Source organism: Streptomyces alboniger, assembly GCF_008704395.1.
GTDB classification, from domain to species: domain Bacteria; phylum Actinomycetota; class Actinomycetes; order Streptomycetales; family Streptomycetaceae; genus Streptomyces; species Streptomyces alboniger.
Genome location: NZ_CP023695.1, coordinates 4,828,337 through 4,844,033 on the forward strand (window position 1 = coordinate 4,828,337; position 15,697 = coordinate 4,844,033).

A 15,697-nucleotide genomic window follows, 5' to 3' on the forward strand; every position below is an offset into this window, starting at 1 on the left:
CTCAGCGGTTGATCGACTGGATCTCCTGGACGGTGACGTCCTGGGTGCCCTCGAAGGTGCCGTCGGGCAGGTCGCCACCGGCGCCGCCCGTCCCCTCCCAGGTGATCTCCCAGGTGATGGACGCCTTCATCTCGTACGGCTCCCCGCCCGTCGCCCGCAGGTACGTGATGCCGCACGGCGGGTCCTCCTTGGCCGACCCCTTCGTGTACGGCGTCCCGATGCTGCCGTCGTCGCCGACCGGGCACTCGCCGTCGGCGGGGAAGGTCTCGGCGTCCGAGGTGCCGGGCTCCAGGCGCAGGCTGACGGGCTTGGCGGTGGTCTGCGCCCAGATGCCGGTGCCGGGCAGTTCGGCGCGCACCTTGACGGGCTCGAACTTCCCCTTGTCCAGCCACACCCAGGTGGGCAGGTTCACGGTCGACCTGCCCTGGGGCTTCATCTCGACCTTGGTGTCGGGGACCTTGATCCGGTCGTACGCGTACGAGGCGAGGACCTTGGGCGTCGGGGCGTTCTTGATCTTCGGGACGGTGCCGGTGTCCTGCCAGAAGAGGTTCTTCTCGCAGTCGTACGCCTCCGGGTCGTCCTCCCTGTCCGGATTGACGACACCGCGCCAGAACTTGCCGTCCTTGCCGAGGTTGAAGTCCTTGTAGCCCTCGGCGCCGTCGGACTGGGGCTTGCCCTTCTCGTAGTGGTCGACCATCAGGTCCCTGCCCCAGCTGAGCGTGGGGGTGACGTGCACCAGGCCCTTGTTGGGCTCCTTCTTGAGCCGCTCCACGGCGTCCTTCACCTGCTCGGGGGTCGCCACGGGCTCGTACCAGCACGCCGGGGGCCGCCAGTTGGGGTCCACCGGGACGACGGGCCTGTTTGCGGCGCCCTTGCCGCCGCTGACCTGCGTGACCTCGATGCTGGTGGTGCCGGCGCCGGCCATGAGGGTGTTGCCGGTGGCCCCGCCGGAGGGCCCCGAGGGAGCCTGGTTCGCCTTGTCGCCGATGGCGTACGCCGCCGGGGAGAGGCCCACGGTGAGGGCCGCGGCGACGAGGAACGCCCCTGCCCCGGCGGTCGCGCGCGTCACTTGCACCCTCCCGGCACCGTCTCCAGCGCGGCGGTCTGCCATACGCCCTGCGGCGACTTGGTGAGCCGGGCCCGGTACTGAAGGACGGACTCGGGGGAGTCCGGGGTCCGCGTGACCTTCCCGGTCCTGCGGTTCTTCGTGGCCGACTTGCGCTCGTCGACGCAGTAGAACAGCACGCCCGCGCCGTCGTCGGTGACATGGGCCTTGGCGTTGTACGCCTTGATCTCGCCGATCAGGCTGTCATCGGTCTCGACGAAGCTCTTGATCCACTTACGGGCCGTGGCGAGGGAGGCGCCCGTGTCGTAGAACGCCACCGCGTCCGCGTCCGGGTCGGCCTCGATGATCGCCGCGTACTTCGCCCGCAGTTCCTCCCGCCCGTCGTCCAGGATCGCCTGCTTCTTCGGGTCGCCGCTGGTCCAGCCCACGAAGTCCGCCTCGAACCCCGAGGGAAGCTCGACCTCGGGACGCTTCGCTCCGCCGGGCTTCCTGGAGGCCTCGGCCGAAGCCGAAGCCGGCGCCCCGCCTCCGCCATCCGCGCCCTCGATCTTGTCGGAGGAGCCGCCGTCACCCCCTCCCGAACCACATGCGGTCAACAACACGGCCGCGGACACGGTCAGGGCGGCCGTCGTCACGAGACGGGTGGGGCGATGCACTCTCGAACTCCTGTTGCGTATGTGGGGGGATGCGATAGACGAAGTGACGTTTCTGTGGGGGGCGTGGTGTACGCGCATGGGCCCCGCTCCTCGGAAGGAGCGGGGCCCATGCGCGTACAGGCGTGACCAGGGACGGTCAGAAGCGACGCGTGATCAGCGCGCGCTTGACCTCCTGGATCGCCTTCGTGACCTCGATGCCACGCGGGCACGCGTCCGTGCAGTTGAACGTCGTGCGGCAACGCCACACGCCGTCCTTGTCGTTCAGGATCTCCAGACGCTGCTCGCCCGCCTCGTCACGCGAGTCGAAGATGAAGCGGTGCGCGTTGACGATCGCGGCCGGGCCGAAGTACTGGCCGTCGTTCCAGAACACCGGGCACGAGGACGTGCACGCGGCGCACAGGATGCACTTCGTCGTGTCGTCGAAGCGCTCGCGGTCCTCGGCGGACTGGTAGCGCTCGCGCGTGGGCTCGTTGCCCTTGGTCACGAGGAACGGCATCACGTCGCGGTACGCCTGGAAGAACGGGTCCATGTCGACGACCAGGTCCTTCAGGACCGTCAGACCCTTGATCGGCTCGACCGTGATCGGCTTGGCCGGGTTGATGTCCTTGATCAGGGTCTTGCAGGCCAGACGGTTCTTGCCGTTGATCCGCATGGCGTCCGAGCCGCAGATGCCGTGCGCGCAGGAGCGGCGGAACGTCAGCGTGCCGTCCATGTCCCACTTGACCTTGTGGAGGGCGTCGAGGACGCGCTCCTTCGGGTCGATCTCCAGCTGGAAGTCCTGCCACGTGGCGTCCGCCGAGACCTCGGGGTTGAAGCGGCGCACGCGCAGGGTGATCGTGATGTACGGGGAGTCGGCGAAGCCCGCCTCGGGCTTGGCGTCTTCCTTGTCGAGGGTCGGGGTTGCCATCAGTACTTACGCTCCATCGGCTGGTAGCGGGTCTGGACGACCGGCTTGTAGTCGAGACGGATCGTCTCCGTGCCGTCGTCGCCGACCTCGCGGTACGCCATGGTGTGGCGCATGAAGTTGACGTCGTCGCGGTTCGGGAAGTCCTCGCGGTAGTGACCGCCGCGGGACTCCTTGCGGGCGAGCGCGGACTGCGCCATGACCTCGGCCAGGTCGAGCAGGTTGCCCAGCTCGATGGCCTCCAGGAGGTCGGTGTTGAACCGCTTGCCCTTGTCCTGGATCGAGACGTTCCGGTAGCGCTCGCGCAGCTCCGCGATCTTCTCGACCGCCGTCTTGATGGTCTGCTCCGTGCGGAACACCATGACGTTGGCGTCCATGGTCTCCTGGAGCTCCCTGCGCAGGTCGGCGACCCGCTCGTTGCCCGTGGCGTCGCGCAGCTGCTCGACGAGGCCGACGACCAGCTCCTCCGGGTTCTCGGGAAGCTCGACGTAGTCGTTCTTCGCGGAGTACTCGGCGGCGGCGATGCCCGCGCGCTTGCCGAAGACGTTGATGTCCAGGAGCGAGTTCGTGCCGAGGCGGTTGGCGCCGTGGACCGATACGCAGGCCACCTCGCCGGCGGCGTACAGGCCGGGAACGACCGTGGTGTTGTCCGCGAGGACCTCGCCCTCGACGTTCGTCGGGATGCCGCCCATGGCGTAGTGCGCGGTCGGCTGGATCGGGATCGGGTCCGTGTAGGGCTCGATGCCGAGGTAGGTGCGCGCGAACTCCGTGATGTCCGGGAGCTTCGCGTCCAGCTGCTCCGGCGGGAGGTGCGTGAGGTCGAGGTAGACGTGGTCGCCCTCGGGACCGCAGCCGCGGCCCTCACGGATCTCCGTGTAGATGGAGCGGGACACGACGTCACGGGACGCGAGGTCCTTCATGACCGGCGCGTACTTCTCCATGAAGCGCTCGCCGTCCTTGTTGCGCAGGATGCCGCCCTCACCGCGGGCGCCCTCGGTGAGCAGGATGCCCATGCGCCAGATGCCGGTCGGGTGGAACTGGAAGAACTCCATGTCCTCCAGCGGGATCCCGCGCCGGTAGCAGGCCGCCTGGCCGTCGCCGGTGAGCGTGTGCGCGTTCGACGTCACCTTGAAGAACTTGCCGGTGCCGCCGGACGCGTAGATCACGGCCTTGGCCTGGAAGATGTGGATCTCGCCGGTGGCCAGCTCGTACGCGACGACGCCCGCGCTCTTCTTGACCCCGTCCACCTCGACGATGATCTGGTCGAGGACGTAGAACTCGTTGAAGAACTCCACGCCCTCCTTGACGCAGTTCTGGTACAGCGTCTGGAGGATCATGTGGCCGGTGCGGTCGGCCGCGTAGCAGGACCGGCGCACGGCGGCCTCGCCGTGGTTGCGGGTGTGCCCGCCGAAGCGCCGCTGGTCGATGGTGCCGTCCGGCGTGCGGTTGAACGGCAGGCCCATCTTCTCCAGGTCGAGGACCGCGTCGATGGCCTCCTTCGCCAGGATCTCGGCGGCGTCCTGGTCGACCAGGTAGTCGCCGCCCTTGACCGTGTCGAAGGTGTGCCACTCCCAGTTGTCCTCCTCCACGTTGGCGAGCGCGGCGGCCATGCCGCCCTGCGCGGCGCCCGTGTGGGAGCGGGTGGGGTACAGCTTGGTGAGCACGGCGGTGCGGCTGCGCTTCGTCGCCTCGATGGCGGCGCGCATGCCGGCGCCGCCCGCGCCGACGATGACGGTGTCGTACTTGTGAATCTTCACTGGGGTCGCCTCGGCTTTAGCGGATGTTCGGGTCGAAGGTGAAGATCACCAGCGTGCCCAGAAGGATGGTGAACACCGTGGCGGTGTACAGCAGGCCCTTGAGCCACAGACGCGTGTTCGGGCGCTCGGCGTAGTCGTTGATGACCGTGCGCAGGCCGTTGGCGCCGTGCAGCATCGCGAGCCACAGCATCAGCAGGTCCCAGACCTGCCAGAACGGCGAGGCCCAGCGGCCCGCGACGAACGCGAAGCCGATCTTCGAGACGCCGCCGTCGAGCACCAGCTGGATCAGCAGGTGGCCGAGGACGAGGACGACCAGGACGACACCGGACAGGCGCATGAAGAGCCATGCGGCCATCTCGAAGTTGCCGCGGGTCGAGCGCGGGGTCTTGGAGGTGCGCTTGCGCGGCGCCTCGATGACGGGGGCCGGGTGGTCCACGTCGTAGAGCGAGGCGCCCTCGACGGGGCCCACGCCGGACGTGCCGGACTTATCGAGCGTGGTGTCAGCAGACATGTCTGGCGTCAGCTCCCGAAGACTTCGCGGACGGCGTGGCCGAGCACGGGGTAGAGCGCCCCGACCATCAGGACGATCCAGATGCCGACGACGGTCCAGAGCATCTGCTTCTGGTAGCGGGGGCCCTTCGACCAGAAGTCGACGGCGATGACGCGCAGGCCGTTGAGCGCGTGGAAGAGGATGGCGGCGACCAGGCCGTACTCGAGGAGTGCGACGAGGGGCGTCTTGTAGGTGCTGACGACGTCGTCGTACGCCTCCGGGGAGACGCGGACGAGAGCGGTGTCCAGCACATGCACGAACAGGAAGAAGAAGATGAGGACGCCGGTGACTCGATGAGCCACCCAGGACCACATTCCTTCCCGGCCGCGGTACAGCGTTCCAGCCGGCACGGAAGTTCCTCCGGGAGCGGGGGTTGGGGCCGGCCGGCTTCGGTGTCGGACGAGCCCGGCCGGGTACGGTCCACCGGCCGCCCGTCATCGTATCGACGACTTGTCGGTGTCCCTGCGCCGGGTCCGCAGGTGTGATCAAACAGGCAGTCAAACAGGCACGTACGGGCTATCGGGGCGAGAGTGTCCCGCGACGGCCTGAGTGGCGGCTTCCGTGGCGGTTTGGGCGGTGTTTCCGCCGGGGTTACCGGCGGTGGCCCGTGCGGGGCGCAGGGTGAGGCGGGTCAGGCGGCCCCGGGCGAGGCGGCGCAGTTCCTCGGCGGCGACGGCGCGTTCCTCCTCCGGATCGTTGCCGAGGCGTGACCGGAGGGCGGTGAGTCGGTGGTCCAGGGCCTCGTCCGGGGCGACACCGTCGAGGCAGACCACGAACGTGTGACCGAAACGGCTCTCGTACGCGGCGTGTGCGGCGCGCAGGGCGGTGTGGGCGGCGACGTACGTGGCCCGGGGCGCCCCGTGGTGGGTGCCCGGCGGGTCCAGGGGCTCGCGGGCCAGGGCTTCGGCGAGGTCGCCGGGGGAGAGGTCGTACGCGGCTTCGTCGCAGGCGGCGAGCAGCGCGTCGAGGTCGGGGTAGGGCCGGTGGGCGGCGACGCGGCGGGCCCAGCGGCGGCTTCCGCAGCAGGTGAGGAGCGCGGTCTCGGCCTCGCGTGGCGTGGCGGAGTTCAGCTGTTCCGGCGTGGCGACGGGGCCGGCGGCGTGGGCGGCGCCGGGGAGTCGGGGGGAACGGTGCGGGGACAGCGGGCGCTCCTGGGCAGGGGGCGGCTAGACGGACGGTGGGGGGAGGGTCGTGCGGGGCGTACGGGTGGTGCGGGTAGTGCGGGAGGTGCGTGCGCGTGTGGGGTGGCTCGTAACGGTAGCGAGAGTGCGGGGGAAACGTCCGAAGGATGAGCGAATTTCACCTGGATGGGGGAGTTTCGCCTCGCGATGTGAACGGGTGGCCCGCGACGGCGCGTCGTAGCGTGGCTGTATGGCTGTGACTTCTGGTGCGGATCGGCGGCCGTCGAGGAGGCCGCGATGAAGCGCGGGCCCCTCGCCGCCGCGGGGGGCGTCGTCGTCGCGGGGGCCGTCGTGGCGAGCGTAGCCCTGTGGCCGGGCGGGGACGGCCGGACTCCCGCAGAACCGCGCCCCTCGGAGACCCGGACGCGCGAACAGAGCCAGGCTCAGTCGCGGGCACCGACGCGGGCGCCGACGCCCAGCGAGAGCCACCCCCTGTCGAGGGCGCCGGCGGCCATACCCGCCGTGCGGGAGCACACCGCCGCCCGCGGCCCCGGCTGGCGCCCCGCCGAGGGGAAGGCCCGCGTGGTCGTCCGCGACCGGGACCTCGCCGACGAGGGCCGCCTCCTCGCGGGCGAGCTGAGGCTGGAGTACGCCGGCGAGGACGACCCCGGCCGGGGGGACGTGGAGCTGGCCCTCACGGACGGCGAGGGCCAGGGCCCCGAGTCGTACACCCTCTCCGTCAAGGACCGCCGGGTCCGCATAACCGCCCCCGCCGAAGCCGGTGTCTTCTACGGGACCCGCACGCTCAAGCAGGAGGTGAAGGGGGACGGGACGGCCCCCGAGGGCGTCGTGCGGGACCGGCCGGCCAAGCCGCAGCGCGGTTTCATGCTCGACATCGCCCGCAAGCACTTCGACGCCGCGTGGATCGAGGACCGGATCCGCGAGCTGGGCGACCTGAAGTTCAACCAGCTCGGCCTGCACTTCTCCGACGACCAGGCCTTCCGCATCGCGTCCGCCTCGCACCCCGAGATCGTCTCGTCCGACCACCTCACCAAGGACCAGGTCCGCCGCATCCTGAAGCTGGCGGCGAGCCGCCACATCACCGTCGTGCCGGAGATCGACTCCCCGGGCCACCTCGGCGCGGTCATCAGGGCGCACCCCTCGCTCCAGCTCCGCGACGCCCGGGGCGTGGCCGCCCCCGGCGCCGTCGACATCTCCAGACCGGAGGCCGCGAGGATCGTCGACGACCTCCTGAAGGAGTACGCGGAACTCTTCCCGGGCCGCTACTGGCACCTCGGCGCCGACGAATACCGCGCCCTCATGGTCAAGAACCCCGAGGCGTCCTACCCGCGCCTCGCCGCCGCGGCCCGCGAGCGGTACGGGCCGGGCGGCCGGGTGCAGGACCTGGCGACGGGCTGGCTCAACGACCGGGCCGCCACCGTGCGCCCGTACGAGAAGAAGCTGAAGGCGTGGAACGACGGGTTCTTCCGCGGCGGTCGGCTCCGGGCCGCCGACGACATCGAGGTGGCGTACTGGACGGGCAAGGAGATCGGCGCCCGCGACCCCGTGGAGTATCTGGAGGACGGGCGCGAGCTGGTCAACTACAACGACGAGTACCTCTATTACGTCCTCGGCCAGCCCAACGACTTCCGCTATCCGACCGGGCAGCGGATCTACGAGAGCTGGACCCCGCTGGTGATCCGCGGCAGCCGGCCGGTGAGCGAGAAGTACGACGACCAGATCCTCGGCGGGTCGTTCGCCGTGTGGTGCGACCTCGCCGGGTCGCAGACGCAGGAGCAGGTCGCCCAGGGCATCCGCATGCCGCTCGCGGCCACCGCCCAGAAGCTGTGGGACCCGGGGAAGCCCGCCCTGACGTGGGAAGATTTCGTGAAACTCGCTGATACCGTCCGGTAGCCACCGGTCGGCCCCTGGGGGAGGGACGCGGGTGGATCCTCGTATGTCCGTGAACCCGTGTATGTCCGTGAACCCGTGGGGGGTCGCTCAGCGATGCTGTGCACGTCTTGTCAGTTGAATACCGCCTCGACGCCGGAGGGGCTGTGCGGCGTCTGCGTCCAGGCGTCCGCCGCCGTGCCGCCGCCCCCGCCGGCGCCCCAGCCGGGCCCGTCCGGTGCCGCCATGGTGGGCGGGAAGCCCGCCTGGCTGCGCTCGCCGGTGGCACTCGGCCGTGCGGCCGTCGTGGTGCTCGGCCTCGTCATCGCCGCCGACCTGTACTCGCTGTGGGCGGGCACGGTGATGCTCGACGTGATGGGCGACCTGGTCGCGGGGGAGTTCGGGGCGGACATGGAGCGGAGGGCGGAGAACGCCGACAAGATCTACGGGACCACCGGGGGCGCGCAGTTGATCACGCTGCTCGCCGGGTGTGTCGGCTTCCTCCTCTGGTTCCACCGGGTGCGGGTGAACGCCGAGGTGTTCGAGCCGCACATCCACCGGATGAAGCGCGGCTGGACGGTCGGTGGCTGGTTCGTGCCGGTGGTGAACTTCTGGTTCCCGCGGCGGATCGCCGTCGACATCTGGGACGCCAGCTCCCTCCGCCCGGCGGCGCCGGAACACATGACGCCCTTCGGCCCGGTGACGGACCGCGGCCCGCACACCCTCATCAACGCCTGGTGGACGCTGTGGATAGCGAACCTCTTCGCCGGGCGCTGGGCGACCCAGTCGTACTGGAAGGCCGAGGAGGCCGAGGAGGTCAAGTCGGCCGTCGGCAACATGATGTTCTCGGACGGCCTCGACATCGCGGCCGCCGTCCTCGCCATCGTCGTCGTGCTCCGGATCACGCGCATGCAGGACCTCAGGGCCCGATCCGGCCCGCCCCTTGCGCCGCCGGTGCCGGGGCCCGTCACCACCGCGTGATTTCGCTCTTCCTGTGGCGAACTCGCCCGACTCTGTGGTGTATTCGGCCAGGAGTGGGGAGAACTGCCGCCGGAACGGGCAGAACGGCCTGAACGTCGTACGGAGCACAGCGGGGGGACGCGCGATGGGTTACTGGGGCTATTACGTCGTCGGGAGGAGCGAGCGGCCGCTCGCGGAGTTCCCGGCGGTCGCGGGCGTGCGGGACGACCTCGCCCTCCTCGACCGGCGGGCCGACGGCTGGCAGGTGTGGGAGGTGCCGGGCGGCGAGGGCGCGCGGGACGTGGGGAACATGAACACGCTGGCCCTGGAGACGGGCGCGCCCGCCCTCTTCGGATACGTGATGGACAGCGACTGCGTGGTCATCGAGGCGGCGGCGCCCGAGAGCGGGGCGTGGACGACGTGCCTGGCGCGGCGCGCGATGGCCGCGTACCTCGGCGACGGCGGGCTGACCGTGGAGGACTACTTCCTGGAGCCGCGCGATGCCGCCGAACGCGCGGTCGCCTGGGCCGCCGAGTCGGACAGGACGGTGCGGACGGCGCCGCTCCTCGACGTCCTGAGAGCCGAGGCCGAGCCCTCCGCGGAGGAGCTCTTCTTCCGTTTCCTGGACCGGCTCGGCGTCGTGCCGCAGTGACGGCAGTGACGTTCCCGGGGCAGCGCACGCAGTATGGGTGAAGCGCAGGGTCCGTGACGGGAGACGTACAGCATGAGCCTGGTGGAGCTGATCGCACAGGCCGACGAGCGGGGCCTCGCGGCCAGCGGATTGGCCTGCCTCGACCGCTGTGTGCCGGTGCTCGGCGGCGACGACGACCTGCTGCGGCCCCTGTGGGCGCGGCTCGCGGAGGGCGGCGACTGGGGCGGGCCGCTGGCCGAGGCCCGGTCGGCGCTCGGGCCGGCGCCGGACGCCCCCGGAGCCTCGGACGAGGCCGCCGGCCTTGCCCGCCGCATGCTCGACGCCGTGCCCGCGGCGCACTCGGGCCCCGCGGTGCGGGAGTGGGCCGACGGCTGCTCCGTCGCGGCCCTCCAGGTCCACCGCCTCCTGGACGCGGCGCCGTGGGGCTCCGCCCGCCCGGTGGCCGCGCGCCGCGAGGGCCGCACGGACGGCATGTCCCCCCTGGTCGCGGCCGAACTCCGCCGCCAGATCCGCATCCTGGAGCTGCTCTCCGCCCACGACACCGGCGCCGGCGGGCTGCGCCAGGCCCTGGACGTGTCCCTGGAGGGCCGCAGGGTGCTGCGGGCGGTGGTGTCGCGGCGGGCGCGCGGGCGGCACTGACAGGCACTGACAAGAGAAGGGTCGACGACACGTGAGGCGCCGCTCCCCGGGGGTCCGTGGAGCGGCGCCGCGTGGGCGTTACGGCGTCAGCGTCTGACCGAGGCGGGCGCCCGCCGGGGTCCCCAGCGTCGTACGCCCGTAGTAGACGCCACTGGCCCCCGGCACGTCCGAACCGCCGCTGTCCAGCTGGAGGATCGTGCCGTCGCCCGCGTCCTCGCCCTCCACGCCGATGGCCAGGTCCGCGCGGCCGGAGCCGGACAGGTCGGCCAGGGTCACCGAGGAGCCGAGGCGGTCGCCGGTCTCCGTGGAGCCGGGCACGTCGGGCTCGTCCTGCGAGAAGGCCTTCGCGCCCGTGCCGGTGAGGCCGGCCGCGGAGCCCTTCAGGAGCAGGGACGTCCCGGCGTCCTTGCGGCTGGTGCCGGAGCGGGTGATGTCCTCGCCGGGAGCGCCCGTGAGGACGTCGGCGTAACCGTCGGCGTTGTAGTCGCCCGCCGCGACCGACCAGCCCATCGCGTCGCCCGCCTCGGCCGCGCCGATGACACCGTTCGTCGCCTGGTGGACCGTCCTCATGCCGGTCGTGGTGAAGCCCGTCGACGTGCCGGGGACCACCGTCACCTGGCCGCCCGCGTGCGCGCCCGACTCGACGGTGTACGGCTGGCCGATGACCAGGTCGTCGTAGCCGTTGCCGTCGACGTCGCCCGCCGCGACCGAGTGGCCGCCGGGGACGGAGAGGACCCCGGCCCGGCTCAGGCCCGAGCGGCCGCCCCTGAACCAGGCGACCTTGGCCTTGCCCGCCTGGTCGCGGTAGGTGAGGGCGACGTCCGCGTACCCGTCGCGGTTGAAGTCGCCCGACGTGGCGTCCGCGTCCGCTATGGCCGTGTCGCCCGGGGTGAGGCTGCCGCCCGACTCACGGTCCGCGTCGAGCCGCGCGGCCCACGAGCCGCCCGTGCCGGTCGCCGCCGCGAAGACGTCCGCCCTGCCGTCGGCGTTGAAGTCGCCGGACGCCACCGCCGAACCGAACCTCGCCCTGGCGTAGTTGAAGTCGTCCGAGAGCTGCATGTCCGTGCCGGACGTGAAGGACGGGCCGTACAGCATGGTGACCGCGCCGCGGTCCGTGTGGCCCGAGCCGTCGTCCTCGCCCGGCGCACCGATGACGAGGTCCGCGTGGCCGTCGGCGTTCAGGTCGCCCCACGCGGTGGCGGCCGCCCACTCGTCACCGGGCTCGGAGACGCCGGGGACGCCGGTGCTGGTCTGCGTCAGGGAGATCTTCGCCCCGGCCACCGGCCCGTCGAGACCGCCGGGCACGACCGTCAGGCGGCCGCGGCCGCCCGACGCCTTCGGGGTGCCCACGACCAGGTCGGTGATGCCGTCGCCGTTGAAGTCACCGGTCGGGGCGGCGGAGTTCACACCCGGGCCGCTCGCGTAGCGGCGGATCTCGCCCAGCTCGGCGTAGAGGTTCTTGCCGGGGCCCGCGGCCGCGACGGCGTCGCGGTGACCGGAGACCGTGTGCAGCGAGGCCTGCTCGCCCTTCTTCCACACGCCCGTGTCGTCGGAGGCGGTCAGCGTGACCTTGCCGGTCGGGCCCGCGCCGTATTGGCCGAGCTTCCAGGCCGCCACGCGCGCCACCGCCTCCAGGGCGGCGCGGGAGGGCCTGCCCGCGGGCCTGCCCGTCGCCGGGTCGCCCTCGAAGTCGCCGAGGACCGCGATCCCCGCCGAGTCGCCGTCGAACCCGGAGGTGTGCGCGCCGCGCACGGGTACGTCGACGCCGCCGCCGCGGCCCTCGAAGACACGGCCGCACTTGTCCACGAGGAAGTTGTAGCCGAGGTCGCCGCGGCCCTCGGTCCTCACCTGGTAGGCCAGCAGGCCGCGGATCAGGGCGGGGGACTGGGCGCAGCTGTAGTCGTTCGTGTCGGCTGCCTGGTGGACGAAGACCGCCCTGACCTTGTCGAGGTACCGCGGCGATTCCTTGACCAGCGACTCGTCGGCGCCCCAGGCCGCGCGGCCGATGATGGGCGGCCGGGTGACGGTGGAGGGCGGGGGCGTCGGCCTGGCCGGGGTGGCGTCCGGGGGTGTCTGGGCGGGCGTCTGCGTGGATGTCTGCGCGGGCGGCTCGCCGTCGGCGCGCGCGAGAGAGCGTGCGTGAGCGTGTACGTGTGCGGCGGGGGCGCGTACGTGTGCGGCGGGAGCCAACGCCGTACCGCCCGTGCCGGCGCCTGTGCCAGCCCCCGCATTAGCGTTCGGGCCGCCGTCGAGCGAGGGGTTCGCGGCCTCCTTGGCCGTCACCCCCGGGTCCACGAGGCTGACCTCAAGTCCCTTGGGCAGTACGCCACTCGCCGATCCGTCGGCCGCGACGACGCGGACCTCGACGCCGTCCGAGGGGCCGACCCACAGCGGCTCGGAGGCGGCCCGCGTGCCCGCCTCCGCCTTCTCCGGACGGCGTGGCGCCAGGTCCAGCGCGCGCCAGGCGCTCCACTTCCCGGACCCGAGGGCGCGCGTACGGACCTGCGCGCTGCCCTTCAGCTCCTCGGTGGCGCCGCTCCACACGACGCCGAGCAGGGAGAACTGTTCGGTCGAGGTGCGCGGCAGCTCCCGCTTCGCGGCGCCGTCGCCCTTGAGTGCGAGGTCGTGCACGCTCGCCGGCCGCTTGGCGCGTGGATCGGCGGGCCCGTCCCCGGAGTTCGGGCCGGCCGTCGCGTAGGTGACGGCGCCCGCACCTCCCAGCACGACGGCACCGATCGTCAGCCACGCCCTGCGCTTGAGACTCAGCGGTCGGTACGCATGCGTGGAACGCGCCTTTTCACGCGGTTTGTGCGGGCTCAAGTGCCCCACTCCTTAGCGAATTTCAGGTGAACCAGCGAGTCCGTAGGACCCATACGGGGCGCAAAGGGTTGTACCGGCAAGGGAAATCGAGCACGTGATGTTTGCCGCACGCCCCAGGTGTGACGCGGGAGCCGGTGCGCGCGCTGGGCCATGTGACAGTTGTGAGTGACGCAACGGGTGGGGACTCGGGTGGGGAAACAGGTGGCACGTCGCGTGAACGGCCGGATGGGGGCGCGCAGGCGGTGGATACGGGCGACGGCGCTCTCCCTCGCGATGGGAGCCGCGGTGGGCACGCTCGCGTCCTGCGGCTCGGACGGCTCGGTGACGTACGCCGGTGGCACGTTCGAGGAGGTGGACCGCGGGGCATCCACGGTGGACGGCGCGGGCTCCACGACGGACGGCGGCGCGGAGCCCGCGTCCGCCGACGAAGTGCGCGCCAGGAAGCTCGCCTCGGAGGGCATGGAACTGCTCAGGTCGGCCGACACGGTACGCATCGGCATCGACATGGTGACCCCGAAAGGCCGTCAGAAGGCCTCGCTGCACATGGACCGCCGCAGCAACTGCACGGGCACCTTCGACGCGGGACCGGAGCGGCGGGGCGACCTGATCATGATCGCGGGCGGTGCGACGTACGTACGGTTCACCGATGCCTCGCTCGACGCGATCGTGGAGAGGGGGGCCCTGCGTGGCCCCGAGACGGCGGCCCGCGTGCGCGAGCGGACGGCGCTGGCGCGCGGAAAGTACCTGAAGCTCCCGGCGAGGTCCGGTTCCGGCACCGGCACCGGCGGGCCCGGGGCGCCGGTGGGGCAGTGCGACCTCGACGAGTTCACCGAGAAGGTCGGCACCCCGGAGCCGGACGAGGTCATCAAGGCCCTTCCCGTCACCCGGCGGTACGGCAAGGACGTCACCCCGCTCGTAGAGAAGGACGACGGCGAGGAGACGACGGTGTACGTGGCAGCCTCCGGCGAGCCGTACATCCTGGGCGTCGAGGTCACGAGGAGCGGCGGAACGCTACGGGGCGGAGTCGGCGGCTCCGGTGGCGAACAGACCATGAAACTGCGTATGTCCGACTACGGCGAGCCGGTCGCCGCGGTGGCCCCGGCCCCGGGCCTGACGGTCGACATCTCGCGGATCGGCCCGGGGGGGCCGGGAAGTCCGGGCGGCGGGCTCTTCGAGGTCTGAGAACCCGTGCCGGGATTCCGGCACGGGCTTTGGGCGTGCGGAGCCGCCCGGGGCGCCGTTCGGCGCCAGGAGACGTAGCCGTACGCTCTCGCACTGTGACATTTCCGCGCCCGGCGACGCTGGTGACCGTGGGGGCATGGGCACGGTGGGCGTGCCGCGTTCGGCCGGATGGGAGAGCGTTGGGCCAGGGTGGGGAGCCGCGTCGCGCAAGGGCGCGCGACGAGGAGCTGGGCAGAGCCGTCGCGGCGGCCCAGGAAGGCGACGAGGCGGCCTTCGCGGTCGCGTACCGGATCGTCCAGCCGGGACTCGTCGGATATCTGCGCGGCCTGGTCGGTACGGACGGCGAGGCCGCGGAGGACGTCGCGGCCGAGGCCTGGCTGGAGATCGCCAGGGACCTCGGGCGGTTCCGCGGGGACGGGGCGGGCTTCCGCGGCTGGACGGCGACGATCGCGCGGCACCGGGCCTTCGACCACCTGCGCCGCCAGAAGGCGAGGCCGCGCCCCACCACGCTGGAACAGGACCTGCTCGAACTGCCCGGCCCGCACAGCACGTCGGCGGCGGCCCTGGAGGCGGTCTCGACCGAGCGGGTGCTCGCGCTGGTCGCGACCCTGCCGCGCGACCAGGCCGAGGCGGTGCTGCTGCGGGTGGTCGTCGGCCTCGACGGCCCGGCTGCGGCGCGGGTCCTCGGCAAGCGCCCCGGGGCGGTGCGGACGGCCGCGCACCGGGGACTGAAGAAACTGGGCGAGCGGCTGGGACTCGACGGTGTGACGGATCACGGGCCCGGCACGCTGGGGGAGTCGAGATGAACGCAGACGAGCCCTTGGGCCCTGAGGACACGCAGGACCGCCCTTCCCGCCCCTCCCGCCCCTCCCTCCACGAACTGCTCGCCGCGGCCCTGCTGCCCGGCGCGGACACCGCCGTGGACACGGAGGGGGAACGTGCGGCGGTCGCGGCGTTCCGCGCGGCGCGCGACGCGGACGCGCACCGGGCGCGCACCCGGCGCCGCGACGACTGGCGTCCCCGGGAGCCCCGCCGCGCCTGGTTCACGCTGCGGGCCACCGGGGGAGTGGTGCTGGCCGGAGGCCTCCTCGGCGGAGTGGCGCTGGCGGCGGCGGGCACGGTGACCGACGACCCGCCCCCGAGGGAACGCCCCCGCCCCGCGGTGTCGTCCCCGAAGACCCCGCCGCCTCCGCCCTCCACGGGCCCGGAACGCACGGCGCCGCCGCCCTCGAAGACATCCGCGACCCCCGACCCCGACCCCACACCCGAGCCCAGGTCCACGTCCGACTCCAAGTCCAAGTCGAAGGACAAGAGCGAGCCACCCAGGAGCAAGAGCAAGCCGGACGAGAGCAAGCCGGACAAGAGCAAGCCGGACCAGGGAAAAGGAAAGGAAAAGGGGAAGGGAAAGGGAAAGCAGGAGAAGCCTCCCAAGTCCGAGAAGCCGCACCCCAACGGCAAGGCCAACGGCAAGACCAAGCACGACGAAAAGCGCCGCTGAAC

The 15,697-nt window shown here is 72.0% G+C and carries 15 protein-coding genes; 7 read left to right on the top strand and 8 right to left on the bottom strand.

Annotated elements, in window-relative coordinates; genetic code table 11:
- Window position 1: 1 nt before the first annotated feature.
- The 7 genes from CP975_RS21675 to CP975_RS21705 form a co-directional block, all read right to left on the bottom strand.
- Window positions 2-1,069, bottom strand: a complete 1,068-nt coding sequence (locus CP975_RS21675) for a hypothetical protein (RefSeq protein ID WP_055532205.1) — start codon at window positions 1,067-1,069, stop codon at window positions 2-4.
- Entirely contained in the window at window positions 1,066-1,722 is a 657-nt protein-coding gene (locus CP975_RS21680) for a hypothetical protein (RefSeq protein WP_055532206.1), read from the bottom strand. The genes CP975_RS21675 and CP975_RS21680 overlap by 4 nt, the downstream gene beginning before the upstream one ends.
- Before the next feature lie 136 nt (window positions 1,723-1,858).
- Window positions 1,859-2,629, bottom strand: coding sequence for a succinate dehydrogenase iron-sulfur subunit (locus tag CP975_RS21685; protein ID WP_030779256.1), 771 nt, complete (start codon window positions 2,627-2,629; stop codon window positions 1,859-1,861).
- Window positions 2,629-4,383: a succinate dehydrogenase flavoprotein subunit gene (gene sdhA, locus CP975_RS21690; RefSeq protein ID WP_055532207.1), complete on the bottom strand. Its 1,755-nt coding sequence runs from the start codon at window positions 4,381-4,383 to the stop codon at window positions 2,629-2,631. Before sdhA ends, CP975_RS21685 begins: the two co-directional genes overlap by 1 nt.
- Window positions 4,384-4,399: 16 nt before the next feature.
- On the bottom strand, window positions 4,400-4,894 hold the full coding sequence (locus CP975_RS21695; protein ID WP_055532208.1) for a succinate dehydrogenase hydrophobic membrane anchor subunit: 495 nt from the start codon (window positions 4,892-4,894) through the stop codon (window positions 4,400-4,402).
- Window positions 4,895-4,902: 8 nt separating this feature from the next.
- Window positions 4,903-5,283 carry a succinate dehydrogenase, cytochrome b556 subunit gene (gene sdhC / locus CP975_RS21700; protein WP_078593859.1) on the bottom strand — a complete coding sequence of 127 codons (381 nt, stop codon included), beginning with the start codon at window positions 5,281-5,283 and terminating at the stop codon, window positions 4,903-4,905.
- 147 nt (window positions 5,284-5,430) lie between these two features.
- Window positions 5,431-6,075, bottom strand: coding sequence for a 2-oxo-4-hydroxy-4-carboxy-5-ureidoimidazoline decarboxylase (locus CP975_RS21705; RefSeq protein WP_150477244.1), 645 nt, complete (start codon window positions 6,073-6,075; stop codon window positions 5,431-5,433).
- 276 nt (window positions 6,076-6,351) lie between these two features.
- On the opposite strand from CP975_RS21705, the gene CP975_RS21710 reads away from it, so the two are divergent.
- The 4 genes from CP975_RS21710 to CP975_RS21725 all read left to right on the top strand — a co-directional run bounded on the left by CP975_RS21710 (window position 6,352) and on the right by CP975_RS21725 (window position 10,195).
- On the top strand, window positions 6,352-7,968 hold the full coding sequence (locus CP975_RS21710; RefSeq protein ID WP_055533515.1) for a beta-N-acetylhexosaminidase: 1,617 nt from the start codon (window positions 6,352-6,354) through the stop codon (window positions 7,966-7,968).
- Window positions 7,969-8,082: 114 nt separating this feature from the next.
- Window positions 8,083-8,925, top strand: coding sequence for a DUF4328 domain-containing protein (locus CP975_RS21715; protein ID WP_246201586.1), 843 nt, complete (start codon window positions 8,083-8,085; stop codon window positions 8,923-8,925).
- A gap of 124 nt (window positions 8,926-9,049) precedes the next feature.
- The gene (locus CP975_RS21720) at window positions 9,050-9,556 is read left to right on the top strand and encodes a hypothetical protein (protein WP_055533511.1); all 507 of its coding nucleotides are present in this window, start codon (window positions 9,050-9,052) and stop codon (window positions 9,554-9,556) included.
- 72 nt (window positions 9,557-9,628) lie between these two features.
- The gene (locus CP975_RS21725; RefSeq protein WP_055533509.1) at window positions 9,629-10,195 is read left to right on the top strand and encodes a hypothetical protein; all 567 of its coding nucleotides are present in this window, start codon (window positions 9,629-9,631) and stop codon (window positions 10,193-10,195) included.
- 78 nt (window positions 10,196-10,273) lie between these two features.
- Here the strand turns inward: CP975_RS21725 and CP975_RS21730 are convergent, their stop codons facing one another.
- Window positions 10,274-13,024, bottom strand: a complete 2,751-nt coding sequence (locus CP975_RS21730) for an FG-GAP-like repeat-containing protein (RefSeq protein ID WP_425474268.1) — start codon at window positions 13,022-13,024, stop codon at window positions 10,274-10,276.
- Between the two features lie 204 nt (window positions 13,025-13,228).
- Between CP975_RS21730 and CP975_RS21735 the strand changes: the two genes are divergently transcribed.
- The 3 genes from CP975_RS21735 (at window position 13,229) to CP975_RS21745 (ending at window position 15,695) form a co-directional block, all read left to right on the top strand.
- Window positions 13,229-14,197 carry a hypothetical protein gene (locus CP975_RS21735; RefSeq protein WP_150477246.1) on the top strand — a complete coding sequence of 323 codons (969 nt, stop codon included), beginning with the start codon at window positions 13,229-13,231 and terminating at the stop codon, window positions 14,195-14,197.
- 179 nt (window positions 14,198-14,376) lie between these two features.
- A complete protein-coding gene (locus tag CP975_RS21740) occupies window positions 14,377-15,003 on the top strand; it encodes an RNA polymerase sigma factor (RefSeq protein WP_150477247.1) in 627 nt (208 codons plus the stop codon).
- Entirely contained in the window at window positions 15,000-15,695 is a 696-nt protein-coding gene (locus tag CP975_RS21745) for a hypothetical protein (protein ID WP_150477248.1), read from the top strand. Before CP975_RS21740 ends, CP975_RS21745 begins: the two co-directional genes overlap by 4 nt.
- The last annotated feature ends 2 nt before the right edge of the window (window positions 15,696-15,697 follow it).

What these genes read in the sequence shown, in the direction of transcription:
- CP975_RS21745 (WP_150477248.1), top strand. Translation starts at nt 15,000, where the DNA reads ATGAACGCAGACGAGCCCTTGGGCCCTGAGGACACGCAGGACCGCCCT.
- CP975_RS21725 (WP_055533509.1), top strand. Translation starts at nt 9,629, where the DNA reads ATGAGCCTGGTGGAGCTGATCGCACAGGCCGACGAGCGGGGCCTCGCG.
- CP975_RS21710 (WP_055533515.1), top strand. Translation starts at nt 6,352, where the DNA reads ATGAAGCGCGGGCCCCTCGCCGCCGCGGGGGGCGTCGTCGTCGCGGGG.
- CP975_RS21695 (WP_055532208.1), bottom strand. Translation starts at nt 4,894, where the DNA reads ATGTCTGCTGACACCACGCTCGATAAGTCCGGCACGTCCGGCGTGGGC.
- CP975_RS21685 (WP_030779256.1), bottom strand. Translation starts at nt 2,629, where the DNA reads ATGGCAACCCCGACCCTCGACAAGGAAGACGCCAAGCCCGAGGCGGGC.
- CP975_RS21720 (WP_055533511.1), top strand. Translation starts at nt 9,050, where the DNA reads ATGGGTTACTGGGGCTATTACGTCGTCGGGAGGAGCGAGCGGCCGCTC.